Source organism: Streptosporangium sp. NPDC050855 (assembly GCF_044456585.1).
In the GTDB taxonomy this organism is placed as follows: Bacteria; Actinomycetota; Actinomycetes; order Streptosporangiales; family Streptosporangiaceae; genus Streptosporangium; species Streptosporangium longisporum.
Window position 1 is genome coordinate 233,961 of sequence record NZ_JBITFY010000014.1, and the last position, 22,451, is coordinate 256,411.

At 72.2% G+C, this 22,451-nt stretch carries 26 protein-coding genes; 15 read left to right on the plus strand and 11 right to left on the minus strand.

The window, feature by feature from the left end:
• Positions 1 to 12 precede the first annotated feature (12 nt).
• A complete protein-coding gene (locus ACIBCT_RS27125) occupies positions 13 to 741 on the minus strand; it encodes a thioesterase II family protein (RefSeq protein WP_399193176.1) in 729 nt (242 codons plus the stop codon).
• 25 nt (positions 742 to 766) lie between these two features.
• Positions 767 to 979, minus strand: a complete 213-nt coding sequence (locus ACIBCT_RS27130) for an MbtH family protein (protein WP_399193178.1) — start codon at positions 977 to 979, stop codon at positions 767 to 769.
• Between the two features lie 288 nt (positions 980 to 1,267).
• On the opposite strand from ACIBCT_RS27130, the gene ACIBCT_RS27135 reads away from it, so the two are divergent.
• Complete coding sequence (locus ACIBCT_RS27135) at positions 1,268 to 2,176, plus strand: cation diffusion facilitator family transporter (protein ID WP_399193180.1); 909 nt, start codon at positions 1,268 to 1,270, stop codon at positions 2,174 to 2,176.
• Between the two features lie 101 nt (positions 2,177 to 2,277).
• On the opposite strand, the gene ACIBCT_RS27140 is transcribed toward ACIBCT_RS27135, so the two are convergent.
• Positions 2,278 to 2,853: a TetR family transcriptional regulator gene (locus ACIBCT_RS27140; RefSeq protein WP_399193182.1), complete on the minus strand. Its 576-nt coding sequence runs from the start codon at positions 2,851 to 2,853 to the stop codon at positions 2,278 to 2,280.
• 81 nt (positions 2,854 to 2,934) lie between these two features.
• Here ACIBCT_RS27140 and ACIBCT_RS27145 point away from each other — a divergent pair, with 81 nt between their 5' ends.
• Positions 2,935 to 4,545, plus strand: a complete 1,611-nt coding sequence (locus tag ACIBCT_RS27145; RefSeq protein ID WP_399193185.1) for an MDR family MFS transporter — start codon at positions 2,935 to 2,937, stop codon at positions 4,543 to 4,545.
• Between the two features lie 189 nt (positions 4,546 to 4,734).
• Here the strand turns inward: ACIBCT_RS27145 and ACIBCT_RS27150 are convergent, their stop codons facing one another.
• The 3 genes from ACIBCT_RS27150 to ACIBCT_RS27160 form a co-directional block, all read right to left on the minus strand.
• Positions 4,735 to 5,298, minus strand: coding sequence for an RICIN domain-containing protein (locus ACIBCT_RS27150; RefSeq protein ID WP_399193187.1), 564 nt, complete (start codon positions 5,296 to 5,298; stop codon positions 4,735 to 4,737).
• A gap of 399 nt (positions 5,299 to 5,697) precedes the next feature.
• Complete coding sequence (locus ACIBCT_RS27155) at positions 5,698 to 6,750, minus strand: bifunctional 5,10-methylenetetrahydrofolate dehydrogenase/5,10-methenyltetrahydrofolate cyclohydrolase (protein ID WP_399193189.1); 1,053 nt, start codon at positions 6,748 to 6,750, stop codon at positions 5,698 to 5,700.
• 164 nt (positions 6,751 to 6,914) lie between these two features.
• Positions 6,915 to 7,316 (minus strand): helix-turn-helix transcriptional regulator, encoded by a 402-nt coding sequence (locus ACIBCT_RS27160; RefSeq protein ID WP_399193191.1) that lies wholly within the window; start codon positions 7,314 to 7,316, stop codon positions 6,915 to 6,917.
• A 59-nt stretch (positions 7,317 to 7,375) separates the two neighbouring features.
• Here ACIBCT_RS27160 and ACIBCT_RS27165 point away from each other — a divergent pair, with 59 nt between their 5' ends.
• Positions 7,376 to 7,744 (plus strand): hypothetical protein, encoded by a 369-nt coding sequence (locus tag ACIBCT_RS27165; RefSeq protein ID WP_399193193.1) that lies wholly within the window; start codon positions 7,376 to 7,378, stop codon positions 7,742 to 7,744.
• 162 nt (positions 7,745 to 7,906) lie between these two features.
• On the opposite strand, the gene ACIBCT_RS27170 is transcribed toward ACIBCT_RS27165, so the two are convergent.
• Entirely contained in the window at positions 7,907 to 9,088 is a 1,182-nt protein-coding gene (locus tag ACIBCT_RS27170) for a pyridoxal phosphate-dependent aminotransferase (RefSeq protein ID WP_399193195.1), read from the minus strand.
• Positions 9,089 to 9,306: 218 nt separating this feature from the next.
• On the opposite strand from ACIBCT_RS27170, the gene ACIBCT_RS27175 reads away from it, so the two are divergent.
• The 3 genes from ACIBCT_RS27175 to ACIBCT_RS27185 all read left to right on the plus strand — a co-directional run bounded on the left by ACIBCT_RS27175 (position 9,307) and on the right by ACIBCT_RS27185 (position 13,235).
• Complete coding sequence (locus tag ACIBCT_RS27175) at positions 9,307 to 9,612, plus strand: hypothetical protein (protein ID WP_399193197.1); 306 nt, start codon at positions 9,307 to 9,309, stop codon at positions 9,610 to 9,612.
• Positions 9,613 to 9,885: 273 nt separating this feature from the next.
• On the plus strand, positions 9,886 to 11,868 hold the full coding sequence (locus ACIBCT_RS27180; RefSeq protein WP_399193199.1) for a VWA domain-containing protein: 1,983 nt from the start codon (positions 9,886 to 9,888) through the stop codon (positions 11,866 to 11,868).
• Complete coding sequence (locus ACIBCT_RS27185; RefSeq protein ID WP_399193201.1) at positions 11,865 to 13,235, plus strand: extracellular solute-binding protein; 1,371 nt, start codon at positions 11,865 to 11,867, stop codon at positions 13,233 to 13,235. The genes ACIBCT_RS27180 and ACIBCT_RS27185 overlap by 4 nt, the downstream gene beginning before the upstream one ends.
• Before the next feature lie 26 nt (positions 13,236 to 13,261).
• Here ACIBCT_RS27185 and ACIBCT_RS27190 read toward each other — a convergent pair whose 3' ends face one another.
• Together ACIBCT_RS27190 and ACIBCT_RS27195 are read right to left on the minus strand one after the other, a co-directional pair.
• Entirely contained in the window at positions 13,262 to 13,645 is a 384-nt protein-coding gene (locus ACIBCT_RS27190) for a type II toxin-antitoxin system death-on-curing family toxin (protein ID WP_399193203.1), read from the minus strand.
• On the minus strand, positions 13,642 to 13,845 hold the full coding sequence (locus tag ACIBCT_RS27195; protein WP_344900793.1) for a CopG family transcriptional regulator: 204 nt from the start codon (positions 13,843 to 13,845) through the stop codon (positions 13,642 to 13,644). The genes ACIBCT_RS27190 and ACIBCT_RS27195 overlap by 4 nt, the downstream gene beginning before the upstream one ends.
• A 210-nt stretch (positions 13,846 to 14,055) precedes the next feature.
• On the opposite strand from ACIBCT_RS27195, the gene ACIBCT_RS27200 reads away from it, so the two are divergent.
• Positions 14,056 to 15,342 carry an MFS transporter gene (locus ACIBCT_RS27200; protein ID WP_399193205.1) on the plus strand — a complete coding sequence of 429 codons (1,287 nt, stop codon included), beginning with the start codon at positions 14,056 to 14,058 and terminating at the stop codon, positions 15,340 to 15,342.
• The gene (locus ACIBCT_RS27205; protein WP_399193207.1) at positions 15,329 to 16,096 is read left to right on the plus strand and encodes a MerR family transcriptional regulator; all 768 of its coding nucleotides are present in this window, start codon (positions 15,329 to 15,331) and stop codon (positions 16,094 to 16,096) included. The genes ACIBCT_RS27200 and ACIBCT_RS27205 overlap by 14 nt, the downstream gene beginning before the upstream one ends.
• On the opposite strand, the gene ACIBCT_RS27210 is transcribed toward ACIBCT_RS27205, so the two are convergent.
• Positions 16,059 to 17,462 carry a GH1 family beta-glucosidase gene (locus ACIBCT_RS27210; RefSeq protein WP_399193209.1) on the minus strand — a complete coding sequence of 468 codons (1,404 nt, stop codon included), beginning with the start codon at positions 17,460 to 17,462 and terminating at the stop codon, positions 16,059 to 16,061. The genes ACIBCT_RS27205 and ACIBCT_RS27210 overlap by 38 nt on opposite strands.
• Positions 17,459 to 17,620 (minus strand): hypothetical protein, encoded by a 162-nt coding sequence (locus ACIBCT_RS27215; RefSeq protein ID WP_399193211.1) that lies wholly within the window; start codon positions 17,618 to 17,620, stop codon positions 17,459 to 17,461. The genes ACIBCT_RS27210 and ACIBCT_RS27215 overlap by 4 nt, the downstream gene beginning before the upstream one ends.
• Before the next feature lie 85 nt (positions 17,621 to 17,705).
• On the opposite strand from ACIBCT_RS27215, the gene ACIBCT_RS27220 reads away from it, so the two are divergent.
• The 7 genes from ACIBCT_RS27220 (at position 17,706) to ACIBCT_RS27250 (ending at position 22,360) form a co-directional block, all read left to right on the plus strand.
• On the plus strand, positions 17,706 to 18,653 hold the full coding sequence (locus ACIBCT_RS27220; RefSeq protein WP_399193213.1) for a DUF418 domain-containing protein: 948 nt from the start codon (positions 17,706 to 17,708) through the stop codon (positions 18,651 to 18,653).
• Positions 18,650 to 19,444 (plus strand): carbon-nitrogen hydrolase family protein, encoded by a 795-nt coding sequence (locus tag ACIBCT_RS27225; protein ID WP_399193215.1) that lies wholly within the window; start codon positions 18,650 to 18,652, stop codon positions 19,442 to 19,444. The genes ACIBCT_RS27220 and ACIBCT_RS27225 overlap by 4 nt, the downstream gene beginning before the upstream one ends.
• Positions 19,445 to 19,454: 10 nt before the next feature.
• Positions 19,455 to 19,916, plus strand: a complete 462-nt coding sequence (locus tag ACIBCT_RS27230; RefSeq protein ID WP_344900805.1) for a hypothetical protein — start codon at positions 19,455 to 19,457, stop codon at positions 19,914 to 19,916.
• Positions 19,913 to 20,344, plus strand: coding sequence for a hypothetical protein (locus ACIBCT_RS27235; protein ID WP_344900807.1), 432 nt, complete (start codon positions 19,913 to 19,915; stop codon positions 20,342 to 20,344). The genes ACIBCT_RS27230 and ACIBCT_RS27235 overlap by 4 nt, the downstream gene beginning before the upstream one ends.
• A gap of 365 nt (positions 20,345 to 20,709) precedes the next feature.
• Positions 20,710 to 21,060, plus strand: coding sequence for an ArsR/SmtB family transcription factor (locus ACIBCT_RS27240; RefSeq protein WP_399193218.1), 351 nt, complete (start codon positions 20,710 to 20,712; stop codon positions 21,058 to 21,060).
• Positions 21,060 to 21,344 (plus strand): hypothetical protein, encoded by a 285-nt coding sequence (locus ACIBCT_RS27245; protein ID WP_399193220.1) that lies wholly within the window; start codon positions 21,060 to 21,062, stop codon positions 21,342 to 21,344. Before ACIBCT_RS27240 ends, ACIBCT_RS27245 begins: the two co-directional genes overlap by 1 nt.
• 38 nt (positions 21,345 to 21,382) lie before the next feature.
• Positions 21,383 to 22,360, plus strand: coding sequence for an NAD(P)-dependent alcohol dehydrogenase (locus ACIBCT_RS27250; protein ID WP_399193222.1), 978 nt, complete (start codon positions 21,383 to 21,385; stop codon positions 22,358 to 22,360).
• Positions 22,361 to 22,451: the final 91 nt, after the last annotated feature.

The following is a 22,451-nucleotide window of genomic DNA, read 5'->3' on the forward strand; positions in this document are numbered from 1 at the left end:
CCCCGGGCCGGCTCACACCAGGAGCGACCGGGTGATCTCCTCGACCACGGCCGCGCGGCGCGGCTGCAGGTAGAAGTGGTCGCCGGGGAAGACCCCGAGGGAGAACCCGGAGGAGGTGCGGGCCTCCCAGGTCTTGGCCTGCTCGGGGGTGACCACCGGGTCGGCGTCGCCGAGGAGGACCGAGACCGGGGTGCGCAGCGGCGGTCCTGGCCGGTGCCGGTACGCCTCCAGCAGGCGGAGGTCGGCGCGGACGTAGGGCAGCACGATCTCGCGCATCGCCTCGTGGGCGAGCACCTGCGCCTCGGTGCCGCCGAGCTTGGCCAGCTCGGCGACCAGGGCGTCGTCGTCGTACGTGGACAGCGCGCGCCTGTCGCGACGGTCGTGCGGGGCCGTCGCCCCGGACACGAACAGCCGCGCCGGGGCGTACCCGCGGCCCTCCAGGCGGCGGGTGACCTCGTAGGCGAGCGTCGCCCCCATGCTGTGGCCGAACAGCGCGAAACGCCGGTCCAGCAGCGGGAGCATCGCCTCGGTCAGCACGTCGGCCAGCGCGTCCATGCTCTCCGGTGACGGCTCGGCGAACCGGTCGGCCCTGCCGGGCAGCTGCGTGGCGTGCAACTCGACCGCCTCGGGCAGCAGCGCGTACCACTCGCGGTAGGCCGTGGCCGACCCGCCCGCGTGCGTGAAGCAGAACAGCCGCGCGACCGCCGCCGGACGGCGCACGGCACAGCGCAACCAGGTCATGCGGTCTCCTCGCGGGTCCGTCCGGTCACTGCCCCATGGCCCTGATCAGGCTCTTGGGCCGCATGTCGGTCCAGGTGGCCTCGATGTGCTCCAGGCAGGCCTGCCGGGTGTCCTCGCCGAAGGCGACGGTCCAGCCGGCCGGGACCTCCGACCGGGCGGGCCAGAGGGAGTACTGTCCCTCGTCGTTGACCAGCGCCAGGTAGGCGCCGTCGGTGTCCTCGAAGGGGTTGCTGCTCATGTCCTCGTCCTCTCTGGGAAGCGCGGCGATCTCTCCGGGAAGAGCGGCGATCCACGCGGCGCGCCCGGGATCCACCATGCTGAATGGTGGCAGGCGATCACGCGTCCGTCGACGGCGCCCCTGAGGTACGGCCTCCGGTCCGCGGTGACGGAACCGTCCCGGTGCGGGCCGGACGATCCCGGCATGTCACCCGCGCCTCCTGGCCTGCGGGGGAGCACGGGGAGCCGGATCTTGCCGTGTTAGGCTTACCTTGCTTAACATATGAGCATCTGTTCAGATATTGGCGAAGTGGATCTTGTGATGGGTCACGGGCACGGGCATGGGCACGGCGCGAACACCGACCGCCGCCATCTCGCGGCGGCGCTCGCCCTGCTGCTCGTCTTCATGGCGGCCGAGGTCGCCATCGGCATCGCCGCCAACTCCATCGCGCTGATCTCCGACGCCGGGCACATGCTCACCGACGCCGCGGCGATCGCGCTCGCGCTGGTCGCGATGCGGATGGCCGCCCGCCCGGCCCGCGGCGCCTACACCTTCGGCTGGAAGCGCGCGGAGATCATCTCCGCGGCGGTCAACGGTCTGACCTTCGTGGCGCTCGTCGTCTACTTCGTCTACGAGGGCGTGCGGCGGCTCGTCGAGCCCCCCGAGGTGCAGGGGGCCCTGGTCCTCGGCACGGCGCTGGCCGGGATCGTGGTCAACGCGGTCGCGGCCTGGCTCATCGCCAGGGCCGACCGGCGCAGCCTCAACGTGGAGGGCGCGTTCCAGCACATCCTCAACGACATGTACGCCTTCGTGGCCACCGCGGTCGCGGGCGCAGTGGTCTGGCTGACCGGGTGGGGGCGGGCCGACGCGATCGCCGCCCTGGTCGTCGCGGCCCTGATGGCCAAGGCCGCCTACGGCCTGCTGCGCGACGCCGGGCGCATCCTGTTCGAGGCCGCGCCCGACGGGGTGAACCCGGCCGAGGTGAGCGCCGCGATCAGCGCCCACGCGGCCGTGACCGGCGTGGAGGACCTGCACATCTGGACGGTGACCAGCGGTTTTCCCGCGCTGTCGGCGCACGTGACCGTCGTCAGGGGCGGCGACTGCCACCGGGTACGCCGCGAGCTGGCCGCGCTGCTGCACGAGCGTTTCCAGATCGACCACACCACCCTGCAGGTCGACCACGTCCCCGGCACCGCGTGCCGGCTGAACACCGGCTGATCACACCGGCCGGGCACACCAGCTGGTCACATCGGCCGGACACCCGGGCCGGACGCCCGCCCGTCACCCGGTCCCCTACCGGCCGGTCACCGGCAGGGCGTTCAGGGCACCGGCGTACGGATCGCCAGGCAGGCCTCGAAGACGGCGGTGAGCCGGGCGACCACGGCCTCGCGGTCGGGGGTCCCCACGGCCTCGGGGCCGTACAGCTGGCGCATCGTGCCGGTGCCGGTGATCAGGGCGGTGGCGATCGTCGCCCGGAACACCGCGTCCGGCCCGGGGAGCAGCGCGGACAGCGGCCCCAGGATCGCCGACCCGACCCGGTCCCGGATGATCTCGTGGATCTCCGGGCAGTTGGACGACCGGATGAGCGCGGCCACCACCGGGCTCCCCTGGTCGGAGAAGAGCCGCTCGGCCACGTACTCGGCCAGCCGGTGGGGAAGCTCCTCCTGCGGGCCGTCCAGGATGCCGGGAAAGCGCCCCTGCATCGCGAGCACCTCGGCGAACAGCTGCCGCTTGCTCCCGAAGTAACGGTTGATCAGTGCGATGTTGGCGTCCGCCTCGGCGGAGATCAGCCGCATCGTCACCTGGTCGTAGCCCAGGTCGGCGAACAGACGGCGGGCCGCGTCGAGGATGCGCCGCCTGGTGCCCTCCCTGTCGCGCTGCCGTGTCTCGTCCACCTGACCGATCCTTCCAGATTTGACGGGTAAACAAGCGTCTACTAACTTCATGTGTACTGTACATGCATTGGGGGACGGTTCATGCTGACCGAACAACAGGTCCAGGCCGAGGCGGCACCGCGTTTCACGCACAGGCAGGTGCTGGAGATCCTCGCCGGGCTGATGCTCGCCATGCTGACGTCGATGATCTCGACGTCCGTGGTGGGGACCGCGCTGCCGACCATCGTCGGCACGCTCGGCGGTCAGGACCAGCTGGCCTGGGTGGCCAGCGCGACCCTGCTGACCATGACGGCCTCCACGCCGATCTGGGGCAAGCTCTCCGACCTCTACGGCCGCAAGCTCATGTTCCAGGTCTCCCTGGTCGTCTTCGTGCTCTCCTCCATCGCGGCGGGCTTCTCCCAGGACATGGCACAGCTCATCGCGGCCCGCGCGGTCCAGGGCATCGGCGCCGGCGGCCTGGCCGCGCTGCCGCAGATCATCCTGGGCGACGTGGTGGAACCGCGCGAGCGGGGACGCTACTCCGGCTACATCGGCGCGGTCTTCGGCGTCTCGACCGTGGCCGGGCCGCTGCTCGGCGGGTTCATCGTGGACAACATGTCCTGGCGCTGGACGTTCTGGATCTGCGTGCCGCTGGCCGTGGTGGCGTTCGTCGTCATCCAGAAGGTGCTGAAGCTGCCGTTCACCCGCCGTGACACCAGGGTCGACTGGTGGGGCGCGACCTTCATCACCGGCGGGACCACCGCGCTGATGCTGCTGCTCTCCCTCGGCGGCCACGAGTTCGGCTGGAACTCCCCCTGGACCTACGGCCTGGGCGCGCTCAGCCTGGTGATGTTCGGCCTCGCGGTCGTCGCCGAGCGCAGGGCCGCCGACCCGATCCTGCCGCCGCACATGTTCCGCGACCGCACGTTCGTGCTCACCTCCGCCGCCTCCCTGCTGGTCGGCGCGTCGATGTTCGGCGCCCTGATGTTCCTGCCGCAGTACCTGCAGATCGTCAAGGGCATGAGCCCCACCGGCTCGGGCCTGATGACCCTGCCCCTGGTGCTCGGCCTGCTCGTCTCCTCGATCCTGGTCGGCCGGTTCGTCACCAGGACCGGCCGGTGGAAGATCTTCCCCGTCGTCGGCATGGTGCTGGTCGCGCTCGGCCTGTTCCTGCTCTCCCGGCTGCACGTCGACAGCTCGCTGCTGATCGTCGGCCTCGACAACGCGGTGCTCGGCGTCGGGCTCGGCGCCTCCATGCAGATCCTGATCCTGGCCGCGCAGAACGCCGCGAGCCGGAGCGACCTGGCCTCGACCACCTCCGGCGTGTCGTTCTTCCGCTCCCTGGGCGGCGCGGTGGGCGTCGCGGCCTTCGGCGCCATCCTGTCCAACCGGCTCGGCGCCGAGCTGGTCTCCCTCGCCAGGGCGGCGAAGCTGCCGCTGACCGGCGGGACCGCCCCCGCCCTCGGCTCCCCCGACGCCATCCACGCCCTCCCCGCCCCGCTCCTGGAGATCATCCTGGAGGCGTTCACCCGGGCGATGAGCGCGGTCTTCCTGGTCGGCGTCCCGATCGCCCTGCTCGCCGCGGTGGCCGCCCTGATGGTCAAGGAGATCCCGCTGCGTTCGGCCCGGACCGCCGCCCCGGCACCGGGCACCGACCCGGCCGCCCCCGGGGGCCCGGCGGGCCCGGCGGTCCCGTCCGGCGACCGGCCGTGACGCACGGGGGTCCCGGGCGGCCCCGACGGGGTCCCGGGCGGAACGGTAACCCGTCCCCGCCCGCTTCTCACGCCGTCGTGCCGTCACCCCCGGCGCGCCCCCGCGGCCCCGTTCCGCCCGGGGCCGGCCCCGCTCTCCGGCCGGTCCCGGGCCTCCTCACGGCCCCCCGCGGCCTCGCGGGAACGCCCGTCAGAGCGTCCACTTCTGGTTGGCCCAGCCGTTGCAGTTCCACAGCTGCACCTTGGTGCCGTTGGCGTTGATCGTCCCCAGATCGGCGTCCAGGCACCGGCCGTTGTACATGCTGTAGATCGTGTGGCTCGTCGCGTCGTAGATCCACTTCTGGTTGGCCCAGCCGTTGCAGTCCCACAGCTGCACCTTGGTGCCGTTGGCGTTGATCGTCCCCAGGTCCGCGTCCAGGCACCGGCCGTTCTCCCGGCTGTGGATCGTGTGGCTGGAGACGTCGTAGCTCCAGGACTGGTTGTCCCAGCCGTTGCAGCCCCACAGCTGCACCTTGGTGCCGTTCGGCCCGATCGTGCCCAGGTCGGCGTCCAGGCAGCGCCAGTTCTGGTGGCTGCGGATCGGCCCCCACGCCGCCCCGGTGCCCGCAGTGTTGACCGTGCCCGCGGCGTTCACCGTGCCCGCGGTGCTCACCGTGCCCGCGGTGTTCACGACGGGTGGCACGCCGGGGACGAACGCCGCACATCCCAGCGCGATCGCCGTCATCGCGCCCGCCACCCTCACTCTCCATCGCATCGTCGCCGCTCTCCCTTCGTCGAGGTACGGACTCCTCGAAGGAGTTCGAGGAGTGACGTGGAGAGTCGTCGTGACCGGGCGGAGTCCCGCCCGGTCCGCCCGATGCCGCGCCTGCCGCTCCCGCGGGCACGCCCGGCCATCACTCTCCGGAGCAGAAGGTACACGCAGTGAGATCGATCGCGGGGCGACGACACGGCGCTCAGGGCACGCGTCCGGCAGGGAACCTGCCGGACGCCGTTTCGCCGAGGAGCCCGGTGAAGCCCACGGAGCCCACGGAGCCCACGGAGCCCACGGAGCCCACGGAGCCCACGGAGCCCGTGGAGCCCGTGGAGCCCGTGGAGTCATAAGCGCGTGAAGCCCTTGGTCCTGGAGCCCGTGGAGCCCATGGGCTCGTGGAAGCTAGTCCGCAGCCCCCGGGGAGCCCGCGGAAAGGCCCGCCGCGCGCTCGGCCGCCGTGATCGCGTTGCGGAACAGCATCGCGACCGTGGTGGGGCCGACCCCGCCGACCCGGGGGGTGATGGCCCCGGCCACCCGGTCGCAGGACTCGTCGACGTCGGGCAGCAGCCGCCTGCCCTCGTAGCGCACGCCGCCGCCGATGACCACGGCACCGGGCTTGACGTGCTCGGGCCGGATGATGCCGGGCACCCCGGCGGCGGCCACCAGGACGTCGGCGCGGAGCGTGTAACGGGGCCAGTCGCTCACCCCGGTGTGCACGACGGTGACCGCGGCGTTCGCCGTCGGGCGCTTCTGCGCCAGGAGGATCGAGAGCGGGCGGCCGAGCGTGGCACCGCGCCCGAGGACGACCACCTCCCTACCGGCGACCGGGATGTCGTGGAAGGCCAGCAGCGCCTCGATGCCGGCCGGGGTGCACGGCAGCGGGCCCGGCAGCTCCAGTGCCAGCCGCCCGATGTTGAGCGGGTGCATGCCGTCGACGTCCTTGTCCGGGTCCATCACCTGAAGTGCCCGGTCGTAGTCGAGGTGACGCGGGACGGGATGCTGCACGAGCAGGCCGTGCACCGCCGGGTCGTCGTTGAAGGCGGAGATGACCGCGTGCAGGTCCTCCTGGGTGGCGCTCGCGGGCAGGTGCTCGTGCGGCGAGGCGAACCCGAGCTCGGCGGCCTGGCGCTGCTTGATCCGGATGTATCCGGCGCTGGCGTCGTCGTCGCCGACCAGGACCGTGGCCAGGCTCGGGACGACCCCCGCACGGGTCAGGGCGGCCGCCCGCGCGGCCACGTCGGCGAGGATCCGCTCGGCGACCGGGCCACCGGGAAGCAGCCGGGCCCGGCGGCCTCCGTGCTCGGTGTCCTCGGTGTGCTCGGTGTGCTCGCCCTGCTCCTCGTGGTCGCCGGTGGGCGTGGGAACGTTCGATGCGGGTCGGGACATGCGCGTCCTCTCGGCGTGGGCGCCCAGGCGGTCGACTCCCACGACGAGCTCCCCGATGGTTGATGCCATCCCCTTGCCGCCAGTCGCGTCCCTCCTAGGATGCCCGATCGGCTCCCCCGGGGTCGAACCGTCCCGCCCCTGCCCGGTCGGCCCGGCGCCTCCGGCCACCCGTGCGGACCGGCCGGGGACGTCGGACCGGCCCGCGCGGGCGTGACCGCCCCGGGGACCGCGTGTCAGGCGGAGGACGTGTGGGCGGCGAGGGCCGACAGGAGCTTGTTCATCGCGGAGCCGGCGCCGGCGGTCGTCGTCGGGCCCAGGGCGACGAGGCTGGAGATGAGGACGGCGAGTTCCGCCACGTCCAGGGCGAGCGGCGCGGCTCCGCCCGTCAGCGCGAGCCAGGTCCCGCCTCCGGGTCCGCGCCGGGAGCGTACCGGGACACCGGAGTCGCGCAGCCGGGCCAGGTCGCGCTCGACACTGCGCCGTGACGCCCCGACGGAGCGCGCGAGCTCGCCGGTCGAGGCCGGGACGCCGCGGCGGGCGACGAGGATCTCGACGAGTCGCTGCTGGCGCTCGACCCTGCGCAGGGTGAGGAGCGCGTCGCGCGAGGCGGCGGCGAGGGCCACGGACTGACTCATCACGATCCAGGTGAGATCCCGCCACCAGCGTGACGGCTTCTCAACCTACCGTGGATCACATGAACACGCTCACACGGGCCGACGAGGCCGCCCGAGACTTCTTCCAGGACTACCGCGACGCACTGCTGTCACGCGATGTGGAGCGCATCGCAGGCTCCTACAACCACGCCGTCCTGATCGCGTTTCCCGATCGGATCGAGGCCGTCACCGACCCCTCCCGGACGCGCGAGTTCTTCGAGAACGCGATCGGCCAGTACGACGGGGTGCAGGAGGCGGTCCCGTCGATCACGGTGATGGGTGCCACCGAGCACAGCATCTGGGCCGATGTCACCTGGGACTACGCCGGCGCGGCCCCCGCCGAACGCCTGGTGTACCAGTTGCTCAAGACCGCCCACGGGTGGCGGATCGGGGTGCTGACTCCGCGCTGAGAGCCGGACGGGGTCGACCGCGTACCGACCGTGGCGACAGGCCGCCGATCACGCGGCCGATCGACGTTCCCGGTCGGCACGCCCCGGCCGCCCCGGCCGCCCCGGCCGACCGGTCCGCGTTCCGGCCGGGACGCGGACCCGCGCCGCCCGGCCGTACCCCTATCAGGAGGAGGCGCCGCCGGTGCCGAGCCTTCTCAGGCGGGTCACGGCCTCGTCGATGACCTCGTTCTTCTTGCAGAAGGCGAAGCGGACGAAGTGCCTGCCGCGCTCGGGACGGGCGTAGAAGACCTGGGTCGGGATCGCGACCACCCCGGCCAGGGAGGGCAGCTCCCGGGTCAGGGCGAGACCGTCGGTGAAGCCGAGGGGGCGGATGTCGGTCTGCACGAAGTAGGTGCCCGCCGGGCGGTACACCTCGAAGCCCGCCGCCGACAGCCCGGCGGTCAGGCGGTCGCGCTTGGACTCCAGGTCGGCCCGGAGCGAGGCGACCCAGCCGAGCTCGTGGCGCAGCGCGTGGGCGGCGGCGAGCTGCCAGGGCGCGGCGGCGGTGAAGGTGAGGAACTGCTTGACCGTCTGCACGGCCCGGACGAGCTCGGCCGGGCCGCAGACCCAGCCGGTCTTCCAGCCGGTGACCGAGAACGTCTTGCCGGCGGAGGAGATCATCACGGTGCGCTCGCGCATGCCCGGCAGGGTGGCCGGAGGGATGTGCTCGACGCCGTCGAAGGTCAGGTGCTCGTAGACCTCGTCGGTCACGGCCAGCAGGTCGTGCTCCCGGCACAGCGTGGCGATCTCCTCCAGCTCGGCGCGGGTGAAGACCGTCCCGGTGGGGTTGTGCGGTGAGTTGACCAGGATCAGCCGGGTACGCGGTCCCACGGCGGCGCGCAGCTCGGCCGGGTCGAAGGTGAAGCGGCCCCCGTCCGGGCGCAGGGTGACCGGGCGGAGCACCGCCCCGGCGAGCGCGACGGAGGCGGCGTAGGAGTCGTAGTACGGCTCGAAGGCGATCACCTCGTCGCCGGGCTCGCAGAGCGCCAGGATCGTCGCGGCGATGGCCTCGGTCGCGCCGACCGTGACGAGGACCTCCCCGTCGGGGTCGTAGCCGAGGCCGTAGTGGTCCTTGCGGTGCTCGGAGACGGCCTGCCGCAGCTCGGGGACGCCGGGCCCGGGAGGGTACTGGTTGGCGCCCTCGCGGATCGCCGACACCGCGCGCTCCAGCATGGCGGGGGGCCCGTCGGTGTCGGGGAAGCCCTGTCCCAGGTTGATCGAGCCGGTCCGCGCGGCGAGCGCCGACATCTCGGCGAAGATGGTCGTGCCGAACCCGCGCATCCGCGCCACCAGAGGGTCATTCACGCGCTCCAGCGTAGTCTCCGTCCCCGCCGCCGGTCCCCGGGCGGGACGGCCTCGCGCGGGCGGCCGGGGTCGCGGAGGCCGGACGACGCCTCGTCGACGGGTGAGCCCCCCCCCCCGGCGCGGGCGAGAGGGCGGTCCCGGGACGAAATTTTTCCCCCGTCCGCACGAGAGGGCCTCTTCCGTGGGCAGGCAGGCAGGAACACGGGAAGGAGAAGGACATGCGAGCACGTGGTGAGCCCTCGGTCGCGGCGTCGGGCGAGTGGAGGGACGAGGAGGGCACGCGGATGCCGGCGGGTGAGGCCCATGCCTGGCGTCCGGGGACGAACCAGACGTTGTGCGGCCTGGCGCTGAGCCGGTCCCGGTTGCTGCGGTTCCACCACGTCCCGTGGCCGGACGTGTTCCCGGAGTCGGGCGGCGCCGCCGAGGAGATACAGCGGGTCTGCCCGAAATGCCGGGCGGCGGCCGGAGGCCGTTCCGAGCGCGGCTGGAGCAAGAGCTGGCGCCGGGACTCCCCCCGGCCCTGACGCCCGCGGACCGGGGCAGGGGCGGGGGCGGGACAGAACGGGACGGGCGGAGCGGGGGGCGGGCGCGGAAAACCTGGCGGATTCACATGGCCCGCCCACCGGGTGTGTTCACCGAATATGCCCGCGTTTTCGCGACCGCTGATACGGTCGGCCGGAAATGCTCGGTGAATCGTCCCTCATTCTGTGGATCACACGAACCCGGTCGTGGGGGTGATGTGCCGACGTAAGGTGAACGCACAGGTTCGGGGAGATCACCGGCGGAGACGACCACAGATGGTGCAGAGCGAGAAGACCAGGGAGCCCAGCCCTCCCGCGGACGACACCGGACCGACGAACCGCGCCTGGCAGCTGGTGACGGGTTTCTCCAACGCCCTCGTCCAAACCCTTCTCGTGCTTCTCGCCCTTTCCGTTTCCACGACCTCGAAGCTGATCCTCATCGGTGCGATTCTCGCGCTGACGGCACTGACCGTTTTCCCGGGCGTGCTGCTGCGGAACGCCACCTGGTTGCGCCGCGCCTTTCCCGGATGGGTCAGCGGCCGGCTGGAGTCCCTTTTCCGGGTCACGCAGAGGAACGTCTGGCGCTTTCTCACCGCCGGTGTCCTGGTCACCGTCCTCGTGGTCCTGGCCGTGGTCCCCAAGGACGAGCCGTGGCGTACCTGCCAGATCCCCGACGAGATCACCCTGCTGGCCTCCGACGAGACCGCGCCGGTCATCCGGCGGGCCGCCGGGGAGTTCATGGCGAGGAAGGTCGACTGGTGGGGGTGCCGCCAGGTGAACATCACCGTCAGCGGCCTGCGGGCCGGTGAGGCCCGGGAACGGCTGAGGGACTGGACCTTCCCCGTCCAGCCGACGACGGAACGGACCGCGCGGGAGGCGCCGGGCGCCCGGCCGGACGGGTGGATCTCCGACTTCGCCGAGGAGATCGACTACGTGCGCAGGGACGAGACCCCGGCCGAGGGACGGACGTTCGGCGAACGGACGGTCGTGGCGACCTCCCCGCTGGTCATCGCCGCGTCCCCGGCACTCGCCGACGACCTCACCCAGGGTGACTGGCGCCCGGGCGGGCGGGACTGGGCCTCGCTGCTGCGCGGGAAGACCGGCAGCCGCCTGCAGGTGCTGCGCACCCACCCCCGGGCCTCCAACGTGGGCCTGATGGCCACGGCCGCCACTCCCCTGCCCGAGGAGGACCTGTCCGCGAAGACGCGGCTGAGCGACGACACCCGCGACCTGATGTGCCGGTACGCCGGATCCGGCGAGGCGTCCCCGATGCTCCTGACCGAGCAGCAGCTCCACGAGCTCAACCTCGGCCTGTCGGGCACGGGACCGGCACCGGGTGACTGCGCGGCCCCCGGCACGGTCGGGGGAAGGCCCTCGACCACTCTCCGGCCGTCGGCCGCGTACGAGCCGCTGACGGCCGTCTACCCGGCGGGTGGTCACGCCATGCGGTACACCTGCGTCTCCAAGAAGTGGCCGGACCTGAGACGGCCTCTCGTCATCACCCGGACCGTCGAGGAGTTCTGCGGCGCGCTGCGGGAGATCCTGCCCCGGTACGGCTTCCGCGACGACCGGGGTCGCCTGGCCCTCGACAGGTTGCCCAAGCGGACGTCCTGGTTGAAGGCCGAGGCGCGGGTGGCGGACTGGAGACCGGACGTGCTGGCGCTGCTGCACGAGCTGAGGACCCCGCTCGGCGAGCACGTGCTCGTCGTGGTCGACGTCTCGGGCTCGATGGCGCGCAACAAGGTGAACGACGGCCGCTCGCGGCTGGAGGCGGCGATCCAGCTGGCCCAGCTCGTCGTCACGTCCAGGGGCGGTGACCTGACCACCGGGATCGCGACGTTCTTCCCCGGCGACGGCCACGCCGTCGAATCCGCTCCCGTCCGTGACGGGGGGAAGGCCCTGGCCGACAGGCTCGGCGCGGCCCTGAACGAGTACCGCACCGGTTCGCGCCCCGACCCCCCGATGCGTCCCGTCCTGAAGGAGGCCCTCGCCAGGATGGAAAGGACCGGCGACCCCCAGGAACGGCGGATCGTGCTGGTGCTCACCGACGGCGGGAACCCGGCCGGGCTGACAGCGGCCGACCTGCGGGGACACGGCGGCGTCCGGCTGGTGATGCTCTCCTTCGACCTGCACGGCTGCGACACTCCCCCGCTTCCGGAACTGCGCGACCGTGAGCTGATGTCCTGCCACGACGTGAGCACCGATCCGGAGAAGACACTGGACGACGCGTTCAACGAGCTTCGGACGGCCACCGGATGAGCCGCCTGCTCGCACTGGCCCTGTGCCTGCTCTGCCTGACGGCGAGCGTCGCGCCCGTGCCGCCCCCCGGCCCCTCCCCGGGGGGCTGCGTCCTGCGCATCGCCACCGGCGCCGACGTCTCGGGAGGCGTCCGCGAGCGGGCCCTCGAGGCCGTCTGGAACCGGCACCCGGGCAGGCCCCGGGCGTGTTTCGTGGCGATCTCCTCGGTCGCCGACGAGCAGCGCAGCGCCATGATCGCGGCGGCCCAGGCCAGGGCGGGCCACTACGACGTGTTCAACCTCGACATCCAGTGGATCCCGGAGTTCGCCGAGGCGGGCTTCCTGCGCCCGGTCGACACCGTCATGCACGGCGAGACCAACGACTTCCTGTCCCAGGTCTGGGCCGCGGGCGGCTGGAACGGCGTCCGGTACGCGGTGCCGATCAACACCGACGTCGGCCTGCTCTACCGCCGCGACGACGTGCGGGAGCCGTCGGACTGGCGGGACATGATCGTCCTGGCCACGGCCAGGCGGAGCGGTGCCACCCGCACCGACCTCGGCCTGACCGGCCAGTTCGCCTCCTACGAGGGGCTGACGGTCAACGCGCTGGAGGCGATCTGGGCGAACGGGGGGGACGTGGTCGACGCCACCGGCCGGGTGGTGATCGCCGAGAAGGAGGGGGTGGCGGCCGTCCGCAGGCTCATCGAGGCGGTGAACACCGGGGTGATCTCCGGGGAGACCCTGGGCGGCAAGGAGGCGGATTCGCTGAGCACCTTCCGCGAGGGGCGCGCGCTGTTCCTGCGGCACTGGCCGTCGGCCCACGAGGTGCTCTCCGGGGAACGCGGGTCCGGCGGGATCGGCTTCGCGGCGGCCCCGCTGCCCTGGCAGGGGGTGCTGGGCGGCCAGTACCTCGCCGTCTCCCGCCACTCCCCCAGACGCGACCTGGCCCAGCGGCTGGTGGCGGCGCTCACCGGCCGTGAGGCGGCGGTGCTGCTCTACCAGTGCGGCGGCTTCGCCCCGGCCAGGGTGTCCGCCCTGTACGCGCAGGAGAGGGCCGACTGCGACGGCCCCGCGTCGGCGCCGTCTTCGTCCGGAACTCCGTCCGCGTCCCCGTCCTCTACCTCGTCCTCGTCCCCGTCCGGGGCGGGGCCCGGGGCCACCGCCGAGCCCGAGGCCGAGAGCGTGCCGCCCGACACGCTGCTGCGCGCCCTGACACAGGCCAGGCCTCGGCCGTCCACCCCGTACTACAGCCAGTTCAGCCGGGTCTTCCGCACCGAGGTCCACCACCTGCTGAGCTGCTGGGCGCTGGGGCGCACGGGATGCCAGGAGGCGAAGGCGTTCACGGCCGGTCTGGCACCCAAGCTGAGGAAGGCGCTCGCCGGCGGCTGACCCGCCGGGCGGCTCGGGCGGGCGGCTCAGTCAGGTGCGGCGAAGCTCCGGAGCATGTCGGCGATCTCGTCGATCTCGGTGAGCTTCCCCGACGCGACGGCGATGACGAAGTCGTAGGCCTCGTCGTCGTCGGACGGTTCGATCCTGACGCCGTTCTTGGCACAGAAGACGTACATCGTGAGCCAGGCCGCCCGTTTGTTGCCGTCGACGAACGGATGATTGGCGATGATCGAATGGAACAACGCGGCGGCCTTGGTGAACACGTCCGGATAGGCGTCCTGACCGAACACGGAGGTCCGGGGACGGACCAATGCCGCCTCCAGCAGGCCCAGATCGCGCACCTGGATGGGCATCCCGGCGGCCGCCCGCGCGATCCGCAGCCCCTGCTCCAGCGTGATGAACGCCGTCACTCTCCGAGCCTTCGCAGTAGCTCCGCGAACCGTTCGGCTCCTTGGGCGGCGAGTTCGTCGGTCAGATCGTCGTCGGCGACCCGGGCGAGATAGTCGTCGATGGCGTGCAGCGCGACCTGCTGCATGCTCCGTCCCTCCTTCTCCGCGCGTCGCCTGAGGGCCTCGGTCTGGTCGTCGGAAAGCCGCAACGTCATCGCCATGCCTCCGATCGTATGCGGGATCTGGTATCACCGCGATACCAGACGGAGAGTGTACGCGTTCTCACCCACGGTTCGCGTCCGCTTCACCGTCCGCCATCACAGGGCAGGACAGGACAGGGGAAGGAGCGGCCGTGCCCGTGGATCCGGGCGCGTCCCGTCGCGGTTCCGGCGCTTGCCCCGGACGTAGCGTCATGGTTTTCACTGGGCCCCATGAAACGCGTCCCCCTGGTCTATCTGACCTCGTACGCCCTGTCGCTGCTGGGAAACTCGATCGCCGCGGTGGCCCTGCCCCTGATCGTGCTGCAGACGACGGGCAGCGTCCTGTCCGCCGGGATCCTCTCGGCCGCCACCGCGGTACCGGCGTTCGTCGCGGGACTGGTCATGGGCGTGGTCATCGACCGGATCAACCGGCGCACGTCGTCGGTGATCACCGACCTGATCTCCGCCGCGTCGCTGGCCGCCCTGCCCCTCGTCGATCTCGTGACCGGGCTGAACCTGGGCTGGTTCATCCTCTTCGGTGTCATCGGCGCGGTCGGGGACGTGCCGGGGATGACGGCCCGCGAGGCCATCCTGCCCGCGATCGTGCGGAACGGCGGGATCTCCGCGGAACGGCTCATGGGCGTCAGAGAGAGCCTCGGCGCGCTGGTCATGGTGATCGGCCCGGCCGCGGCCGGGAGCCTGCTGGTCCTGTTCGACGGCTCCATGGTGCTGTGGATCACGGCCGGCACGTCGTCCGCCGCGGCGATGCTCACCCTTCTGATCCCCCGGGACGTGGGCGCGATCCCGGCCGGGACCGGTGCGGCGCCCTCGTCGGGCCGCGAGCAGCTGAGGGAGGGCTGGCGGGTGCTGTTCCGGGGCGACCGGTTCCTGCTCGCGGTCACGGTGCTCAACCTGGTGCTGGTCACGGTGATCGTCTCCCTGCAGGGGATCGTCCTCCCGGTGCACTTCACGCTGCTGGAGCGGCCGGAGATGCTCGGTTTCGTGCTCACCGCGCTGGCCGTGGGGACGCTCGTGGGCGGCGGCCTGTACGCCGGTCTGGGGACGCGCGGGTCGCGCCGGGCCTGGTTCACGACCGGGATGCTCGGCACCGCCGTGGGCGTCGGCGTGATCTCGGCCCTCCCCTCGATGTGGGTCGTCTTCGCCGGGGCGTTCACGCTGGGGCTCTCGTCGGGGCTGTGCGGCAGCCTGCTCGGGGTCCTCATGATCGAGCGGATCCCCGACGGCGTGCGCGGCCGCGTGATGGGGACGCAGAACTCCCTCATGATGATCGCGGGTCCGGTGGGGATCCTCGCGGCCGCGTTCATCGGCCATCTCGGCGGGCCGGCCGCCGCGGGGGCCACGATGGGCGTCGTCTGGGCCGTCACCGTGCTGGTGGCGCTCCGCGTACCCGCGCTGCGTAACCTTGACGCACAGGAGACACGGGACGCACAGGACGTCCAGGACACGCAGGACGTCCAGGACACCGATCGGGGGGTGACCGAGCGTGCGCAGCGGTGACCTGGCGTCGCTCGCGGACGTGACGGTCCGCACGCTGCGCCACTACCACCGGATCGGCATCCTGCCCGAGCCCGGGCGCGACGCGAGCGGATACCGGCGCTACACGATCCACGACCTGATCCGGTTGCTGCGCATCAGGCGGCTGGCCGCGCTCGGGATCCCCCTCGACCAGGTGGCGGACGTCCTGGACTCCGAACAGGAGGACCACGACGACCTGCTGAGCGGCCTGGAGCGCGAGCTCGACGCCCAGATCGCCCGGCTCACCAGGCAGAAGGCCCTGCTGGGGGTGATCCGCGAGCACCGCACCTCCCCCGACGTGCCCCCGGAACTCGCGCGGTTCTTCGAGACCTTCGCCCTCGCGGACGCCTCACCGGCCATGAACAGGATCGACCGGGAGCAGTCCGTTCTCCTGGCGCACCTTCTCGGCGAGGAGGGCATCGCCCACCTGACCAGGTTCTACGAGCGCATCGCCGCCCCCGGTGTCATCGAGGTGGTGACGGAGCTCGCCCTGCGCTTCGACCGGCTGGAGGCGGACTCGGACCCGGAGGTCACCGGCCGCCTCGCCGACGACTTCGCCGAACGGATCGGGGCGCTCGTCACCGATCTCACCGGACCGGACGGGCAGGCCGACCTCCTGGACGAGAGGCTGTACGGGCTCTTCGACCAGTACATGAGCGACGCCCTGAACCCCGCCCAGAAGGTCGTGATCGCCCGCGTCATGGAGCGGCTGGAGGCGCTCCCCGGCCTGCGATGACGTCCCGGTACCAGCCGTAGCTCGCCTTCGGGGTGCGGACCTGGGTGGCGTAGTCGACGTGCACCAGGCCGAAGCGGGCGGCGTACCCCCGGGCCCACTCGTAGTTGTCCAGCAGCGACCAGCAGAAGTAGCCGCGCACGTCCACCCCCTCGGCGACGGCGTCGGCGGTCGCGGCCAGGTGCTCGGCCAGGTAGGCGATGCGGCCGGTGTCGTCTGTGTGGTCGGCGTCCCCGGCGTCGCCGTAGCCGTTCTCGGTGACGAGGATCGGCGGCAGCCCGGGGAAGCGCGCGGCGAGCCCGGTGAGGGTGTCGTACAGGCCGCGCGGCTCGATCCGCCAGCCGAGCCCGCTGGTACGCGGACCGTCCGGCATGACCGTGCGCACCCCGATGTCGTAGGCCGACCGCAGCGCCGGGTCGGGCTGGGCGTACGGGGCCGCGGCGGCGTGGATCGGGTAGTAGTAGTTCACCCCGAGGAAGTCCAGCGGCGCCGAGACGATCTCCAGGTCACCGTCGCGGCGGAACGAGAAGTCGGTGATCTCCCCGTACACGTCGGCCATGTCCGCGGGGTAGGCGCCGCCGAGCAGCGGCTCGGTGAACTGCCGGTTGACCATCAGGTCCATCCGGCGGGCGGCGGCGGCGTCCTCGGGCGACGGGCTCGCGGGCACGCCCGGCGACATGTTGAGGGTGACGCCGGCCCGCTCGCCCGGCCGGGCGTTCTCGCGCAGGCGCGCGACGGCCAGGCCGTGCCCGACGAGCAGGTGGTGCACCGCGGCCAGGGCCCCGTGCCCCTCGCGGGCGCCGGGCGCGTGGCGGCCCTCGGCGTACCCGGTGATCGAGGAGCAGTACGGCTCGTTCAGCGTGGTCCAGTACGGCACGCCGTCCAGGGCCTCGTGCACGGTCGCGGCGTAGTCGGCGAAGCGCTCGGCGGTGTCGCGGACCCGCCACCCGCCGCGGTCCTCCAGCGCCTGGGGCAGGTCCCAGTGGTAGAGGGTGACGAACGGCACGATGTCGCGCTCCAGCAGCGCGTCCACCAGGCGGCGGTAGAAGTCCAGGCCGCGGCGCTCGGCCCGGCCCGCGCCCTCGGGGAAGATCCGCGGCCAGGCCACCGAGAACCGGTAGGCGCCCACGCCGAGGTCCGCCAGCAGCGCCACGTCCTCGGGCCATCGGCGGTAGTGGTCGCAGGCCGGGTCCCCCGACTCCCCGCCCGCGACCGCCCCGGGGACGCGCGCGAAGGTGTCCCAGATCGACGGGCCCCGGCCGTCGGCGCCGGTGGCCCCCTCGATCTGGTACGCGGAGGTGGCCACCCCCCACAGGAAACCGGGCGGGAAGGCGCCCGCCTCCGGGACACGGACCTCGGGCGCGGTCATACCTTGATCATCTCTGCCATGATGAGTCCGATGATATGCCCGCCGGACGACACGCCCGCGAGCGCCTCCGGGACCTCGTGCGCCGCGAGGATCACGAGGACCACCGGAGCCGCCGGCATCACGAAGGTCGCGGAGGTCACGGGGATGACAGAGGTCACGGAGGCCGTGAAGGCGGGCCGGGACACCCGCGGCGCCGCCGGAGCCCTATGCACGCCCGATCCCGGAGTGGTACGCCTGTCTGTCGTGACCCGAAGACTCCCCGACCTCGACGTGCTCCGCGGCTTCGCGGTGTGCGGGATCATGGTGGTCAACACCTGGCAGCTCACCCGCGGCCGCCTGGGCGGTCCCGAGCGCAACACGGTCGATCTGTGGGTGGAGAATCTGCTGCAGGGCAGGTTCTACCCGATCTTCTCGTTCCTGTTCGGGCTGAGCTTCGTGCTGTTCCTGAACTCGGCGGCCGGGCGGACCAGGGCCCCGCGCATCGTGCTGCTGCGCAGGCTGGCGGTGCTCACCGTGATCGGCGCGCTCCACTGGCTCGTCAACTCCGGCGAGGTCCTGCTGCCGTACGCGCTCTCCGGCGCGCTGGTGCTGCTGCCCGCCTCGTTCCTGTCGCCGCCCGCGATGGCGGTGCTGGGGCTCGTCCTGACCGGGTACGCCGTGCACCAGGGGGGTGGGGTGGTGCTCATTCCCGGACTGTTCCTGCTGGGCGCGGCCGTGATGGAGAGGCCGCCGTCCGGGCGGCTGCTGCTGCCGGTCTTCCTGTTCTCGGCGGTGCTGGGCACGGCCCTCACCGCGCTGTGGATGATCGGCTCCGGGAACTACTCGCTGTACTACCGGGGGACCTACCCGGCGGCCGGGCTGGCGACGGCCACGGCGTACTGCACGGGGGTGCTGCTGCTGTTGCGGACCCGGGCGCGCGGGGCGCTGACGGCGGTGCTGGCCCCGCTGGGCCGGACGGCGCTGACCAGCTACCTGGTGAGCACCCCGGTCATCCTGATGTCCCTGCCGCTGCTCACCGCCGACCCGACCCGGGTCACCGGCCTGGTGTTCGCCCTCGCCGTCCTGGTGGTCCAGATCCTGTTCAGCCGGGCGTGGCTGGCCCGGTTCCGGTACGGGCCGCTGGAATGGGTATGGCGGAGTCTCACGTGGATGGAACGCGTGCCGAACCGACGGATAGGGTCACACCCGTGACACGCATCGCCCTGTGCCAGATCCCCGTCTCCGAGGATCCAGACGTCAACCTGAGCCGCGCCCGCGACGCCCTCGGAGAGGCCGCCGCGGGCGGCGCCGAACTCGCCGTCCTGCCGGAGGCGACCCTCACCCGGTACGGCAGGCGCATCATCGACCTCGCCCAGCCGCTGGACGGGCCGTTCGTCACCGGGCTGGCCGAGGCCGCGCGGGAGCACGGCCTGTCGGTGATCGCGGGGGTGTTCGAGCCCGGCGAGGGCCGGGTGCACAACACCGCGGTCGCCATCGGCCCCTCGGGGTCGATCGAGGCGGCGTACCGGAAGATCCACCTGTTCGACTCCTTCGGCGCCCGTGAGTCGGAGCTGGTCGTGCCGGGTGACACGCCGGTCGTGGTGGAGCTGGCCGGTCTGCGGATCGGCCTGGTCACCTGCTACGACATCCGCTTCCCCGAGCTGACCCGGGCCCTGGTCGACGCCGGGGCGGAGGTGTTCGCGGTGATCGCCGCCTGGGGGTCCGGGCCGATGAAGGAGGAGCACTGGACCACCCTGGTCCGGGCGCGGGCCCTGGAGAACACCACCTGGGTGGCGGCCGTGGGCCAGGCGCCGAATCCCGAGGCCCGCGACGGCTACGGGATCGGGCGGAGCATGCTGGTCGATCCGATGGGGGTGGTCCGTACCGATCTAGGCTCCTCGCCCTCCGTCCAGACGTGCGAAATCGACTCCCAGATCACGATTGCCACCCGGAATGCCCTGCCGTGCCTGGAACACCGGCGGCTCCAGGTCGGCGGATCGTAAAATGCCGACCGTGAGTGAGCCACCTGGGCGTAGAACGCAGATGCAGAAGGTCATACCGCCTCGGCTGCTCGTGCCCTATCTGGCCGGCAGACGCACCGTGATCTCGGGGTACGTGTACCGGGTTCAGGACTGCGCGCGGCTGACCACCCCCGCGCAGCTCTTCGCAGGCCTGGACCTGGGGTTCGAGGGCTCGGAGCTGACCGCCTCGGTCCCGGAGATCTATCTGATGCGCTGGTTCGCCCGTGACATGGACGCCTACATCGTCCCCTACGGCCCGCACATGGGGGGTGACTGGAACGATTCACCGCCCTTCGCGGGGAACGGTTTCACCACCTCGCGCGAGCACGTGGTGCCGCAGTTCCACACCACCCCGATGCCGATCCCCGCGGGAGCCGAGATCATCCACGTGACCCCCGGCCAGGAGCGCCTGTTCGGCCTGTACGACGGCCTGAGCTGGCGGCCCGCCTCATGAGCACCGAGATCGAGCCCGTGGCCTCGGGGTTCGCCGCCCGTCACCGGGGCCGGACGTACGCCGCGGCCCTGGGTCCGGGCGCCTCCGAGGTGGTGCTGTTCAGCGAGGAGGCCCAGGCCGGTTTCGAGGCGGCCTCGGGCTACTGGCGGCTGACGGTCGCCCGCGAGGACCTCGAATGGCTGGTGCTGGTCCGCACGGTCGGCGCGTTCGGCGGCGAGCCCTGCCTGGTCCTGGACGTCTCCGAGGAGAACGGCGAGGAGAACCTGCACATCGCCTACACCGGGCACAGCGGGATGAAGGCCGAGGCGCTGGGGTACTGGATGGTCGACCACGGCGCGTACGAGGTCGTCGTCCCCCGGGACGAGGTCTTCTCGGTCCGGATCGAGCGCCTGCCGGTCCCGCTGATCCCGGCCGAGCCGGAGCCCTGAGCCCCGCGGTCCCGAGCCCCACGTCCCGGACCGTCACGGTCCCATGACCGTCACGCGCCCATGACCGTCGCGGTCCCGAGACCCCTGCGGTCCCCGAGTCGAGCCCCGGAGCCCTGAGCCCCGCCCGGCGCTCCGGCGCGCGTCACCCCTCACGGTCACGACCGATGCCCCGTACGCGGGCCCTCGCGACCGCATGCCCGGATCGTCCCCGTGCGCCCACCCCGTGCGACCGTCCCCCGTGCGACCGTCGCCGCACGACCGCCCCCGCACGTCCGCCCGAGGCGTGCCCCGGACCCCGGTGACCCCCGGCCAAGGACATGCTACTGTTTCACGTGTAAGAAAATTCTTATAGGTGAAGGAGTCTCATGACAGAGGCTCGGCCCACCGGCGACGATCTGGTCGAGATGCTGGCCGCGCTGGCCAACCCGCTGCGGCTGCGCATCGTCGCGAAGCTGTTCGGCGGCCGTGACTACGTGAGCCACCTGGCCCGCGAGATCGGCGTGAGCCGTCCCCTCCTGCACATGCACCTGCAGCGGCTGGAGGCGGCCGGCCTCATCGTCGGCACCCTCGAACTCTCCGAGGACGGCAAGGCCATGAAGTACTACGAGGTCGCGGATTTCGATCTGCGCCTGAACGCCTCGGCACTGGCCGAGGCGGCCGAGACCCTGACCCGATCGGACCCGGTCAAGGGTCCCGCCCCCAAGGAGCAGTCCTGATGTACCTCAGAGTGGTCGACACGACGACCTGGCCCGGGACGGTGCTCGTCCTCGGTGTGTCGCTCCTGGTCACGATCCTGCTCATCGCGGTGGTGGCGAGCGTCCACGAGTTCCGCAAGACGCGCGTCACGGCCGCCGGCCAGGAGGAGCTGCGCCGGCTGGTGAGCCGGTACGAGCATCTCGCCGAGACCACCCTGGACGCCCAGCAGCGGGTGGCGGCCGACATGTCCGAGCTGCGGTCGCGCACGGCGTCGATCGAGCAGATCCTGCGGACCGTCGAGTGAACGGGTCCCCGGCTCCCGCCGCGGAGCAACAGCCCACCATGAAGGCGATCGTCCAGGACCGGTACGGCCCGGCGGACGTCCTGGAGCTCAGGGACGTGCCCAGGCCGGTGGCCGGGGAGGACGAGGTGCTGATCCGGGTCCACGCGGCCTCGGTCAACCACGCCGACCACGCCGTCATGACCGGCGTGCCGTACCTGGGCCGGCTGGCGTTCGGGCCGCTCAGGCCCAAGGTCGCGATCCGCGGCAGGGACGTCGCAGGGCGGGTCGTGGCGGTCGGCGGCGGCGTGCGGCACCTGCGGCCGGGCGACGAGGTCTACGCCGAGGCCGAGACCGGGACCTTCGCCGAGTACGTCGCCGTCCCGGCGGACCGGGTCGCGGTGAAGCCCGCCACGCTGACCTTCGAGGAGGCCGCCACCGTGCCGCTGGCCGGGGGCACCGCGCTGCAGGGCCTGCGCGATCGCGGTGAGCTGCAGCCCGGCCAGAAGGTGCTGATCAACGGCGCCTCCGGAGGCGTGGGCACGCTCGCGGTGCAGATCGCCCGCGCGCTCGGCGCCGAGGTGACCGGGGTGTGCGGCACCAGGAACGTCGACCTGGTCCGGTCGCTCGGCGCCGACCACGTCGTCGACTACCGCCGGGAGGACTTCACCCGGGGCGACCGGCGCTACGACCTGATCCTCGACCTGGCGGGCAACCGTTCGCTGTCGGACTGCCGCCGGGCGCTGACCCCCACGGGCACGCTCGTGCTCTCCAGCGCGAGCGGCGGGCGCCTGCTCGGGCCGTTGGGCCGCGTCCTGCGGGCGTCCGTGCTCTCGCCCTTCGTCCGGCAGCGGCTGCGGGTGCTCGTCGCGTCACCGAGCGGCAGGCTGCTCGCCGACCTCACCGAGCTCGTCGAGTTCGGGAAGATCGTCCCGGTGGTGGAGAGGACGTACCCGCTGCACGAGACGCCCGAGGCACTACGACACCTCGCCGAGGAGCACGCCCGGTCGAAGCTCGTGATCGTCGTGCCGCCCGTCTAGTGTCCTGCGCCGCAAATTCAAAGGGTAACTATTTCTATGATGGTTGGCTGGGCGGGTTGATCTTGGCGAGGTAGTCGGCGAGGGACTTGAG

Excerpts from the sequence above, each read along its gene's own strand:
- ACIBCT_RS27125 (WP_399193176.1), bottom strand. The coding sequence starts at position 741 with ATGACCTGGTTGCGCTGTGCCGTGCGCCGTCCGGCGGCGGTCGCGCGG.
- ACIBCT_RS27130 (WP_399193178.1), bottom strand. The coding sequence starts at position 979 with ATGAGCAGCAACCCCTTCGAGGACACCGACGGCGCCTACCTGGCGCTG.
- ACIBCT_RS27145 (WP_399193185.1), top strand. The coding sequence starts at position 2,935 with ATGCTGACCGAACAACAGGTCCAGGCCGAGGCGGCACCGCGTTTCACG.
- ACIBCT_RS27150 (WP_399193187.1), bottom strand. The coding sequence starts at position 5,298 with ATGCGATGGAGAGTGAGGGTGGCGGGCGCGATGACGGCGATCGCGCTG.
- ACIBCT_RS27155 (WP_399193189.1), bottom strand. The coding sequence starts at position 6,750 with ATGGCATCAACCATCGGGGAGCTCGTCGTGGGAGTCGACCGCCTGGGC.
- ACIBCT_RS27160 (WP_399193191.1), bottom strand. The coding sequence starts at position 7,316 with ATGAGTCAGTCCGTGGCCCTCGCCGCCGCCTCGCGCGACGCGCTCCTC.
- ACIBCT_RS27165 (WP_399193193.1), top strand. The coding sequence starts at position 7,376 with ATGAACACGCTCACACGGGCCGACGAGGCCGCCCGAGACTTCTTCCAG.
- ACIBCT_RS27175 (WP_399193197.1), top strand. The coding sequence starts at position 9,307 with ATGCGAGCACGTGGTGAGCCCTCGGTCGCGGCGTCGGGCGAGTGGAGG.
- ACIBCT_RS27180 (WP_399193199.1), top strand. The coding sequence starts at position 9,886 with ATGGTGCAGAGCGAGAAGACCAGGGAGCCCAGCCCTCCCGCGGACGAC.
- ACIBCT_RS27185 (WP_399193201.1), top strand. The coding sequence starts at position 11,865 with ATGAGCCGCCTGCTCGCACTGGCCCTGTGCCTGCTCTGCCTGACGGCG.
- ACIBCT_RS27195 (WP_344900793.1), bottom strand. The coding sequence starts at position 13,845 with ATGGCGATGACGTTGCGGCTTTCCGACGACCAGACCGAGGCCCTCAGG.
- ACIBCT_RS27200 (WP_399193205.1), top strand. The coding sequence starts at position 14,056 with ATGAAACGCGTCCCCCTGGTCTATCTGACCTCGTACGCCCTGTCGCTG.
- ACIBCT_RS27210 (WP_399193209.1), bottom strand. The coding sequence starts at position 17,462 with ATGACCGCGCCCGAGGTCCGTGTCCCGGAGGCGGGCGCCTTCCCGCCC.
- ACIBCT_RS27235 (WP_344900807.1), top strand. The coding sequence starts at position 19,913 with ATGAGCACCGAGATCGAGCCCGTGGCCTCGGGGTTCGCCGCCCGTCAC.
- ACIBCT_RS27240 (WP_399193218.1), top strand. The coding sequence starts at position 20,710 with ATGACAGAGGCTCGGCCCACCGGCGACGATCTGGTCGAGATGCTGGCC.
- ACIBCT_RS27245 (WP_399193220.1), top strand. The coding sequence starts at position 21,060 with ATGTACCTCAGAGTGGTCGACACGACGACCTGGCCCGGGACGGTGCTC.
- ACIBCT_RS27250 (WP_399193222.1), top strand. The coding sequence starts at position 21,383 with ATGAAGGCGATCGTCCAGGACCGGTACGGCCCGGCGGACGTCCTGGAG.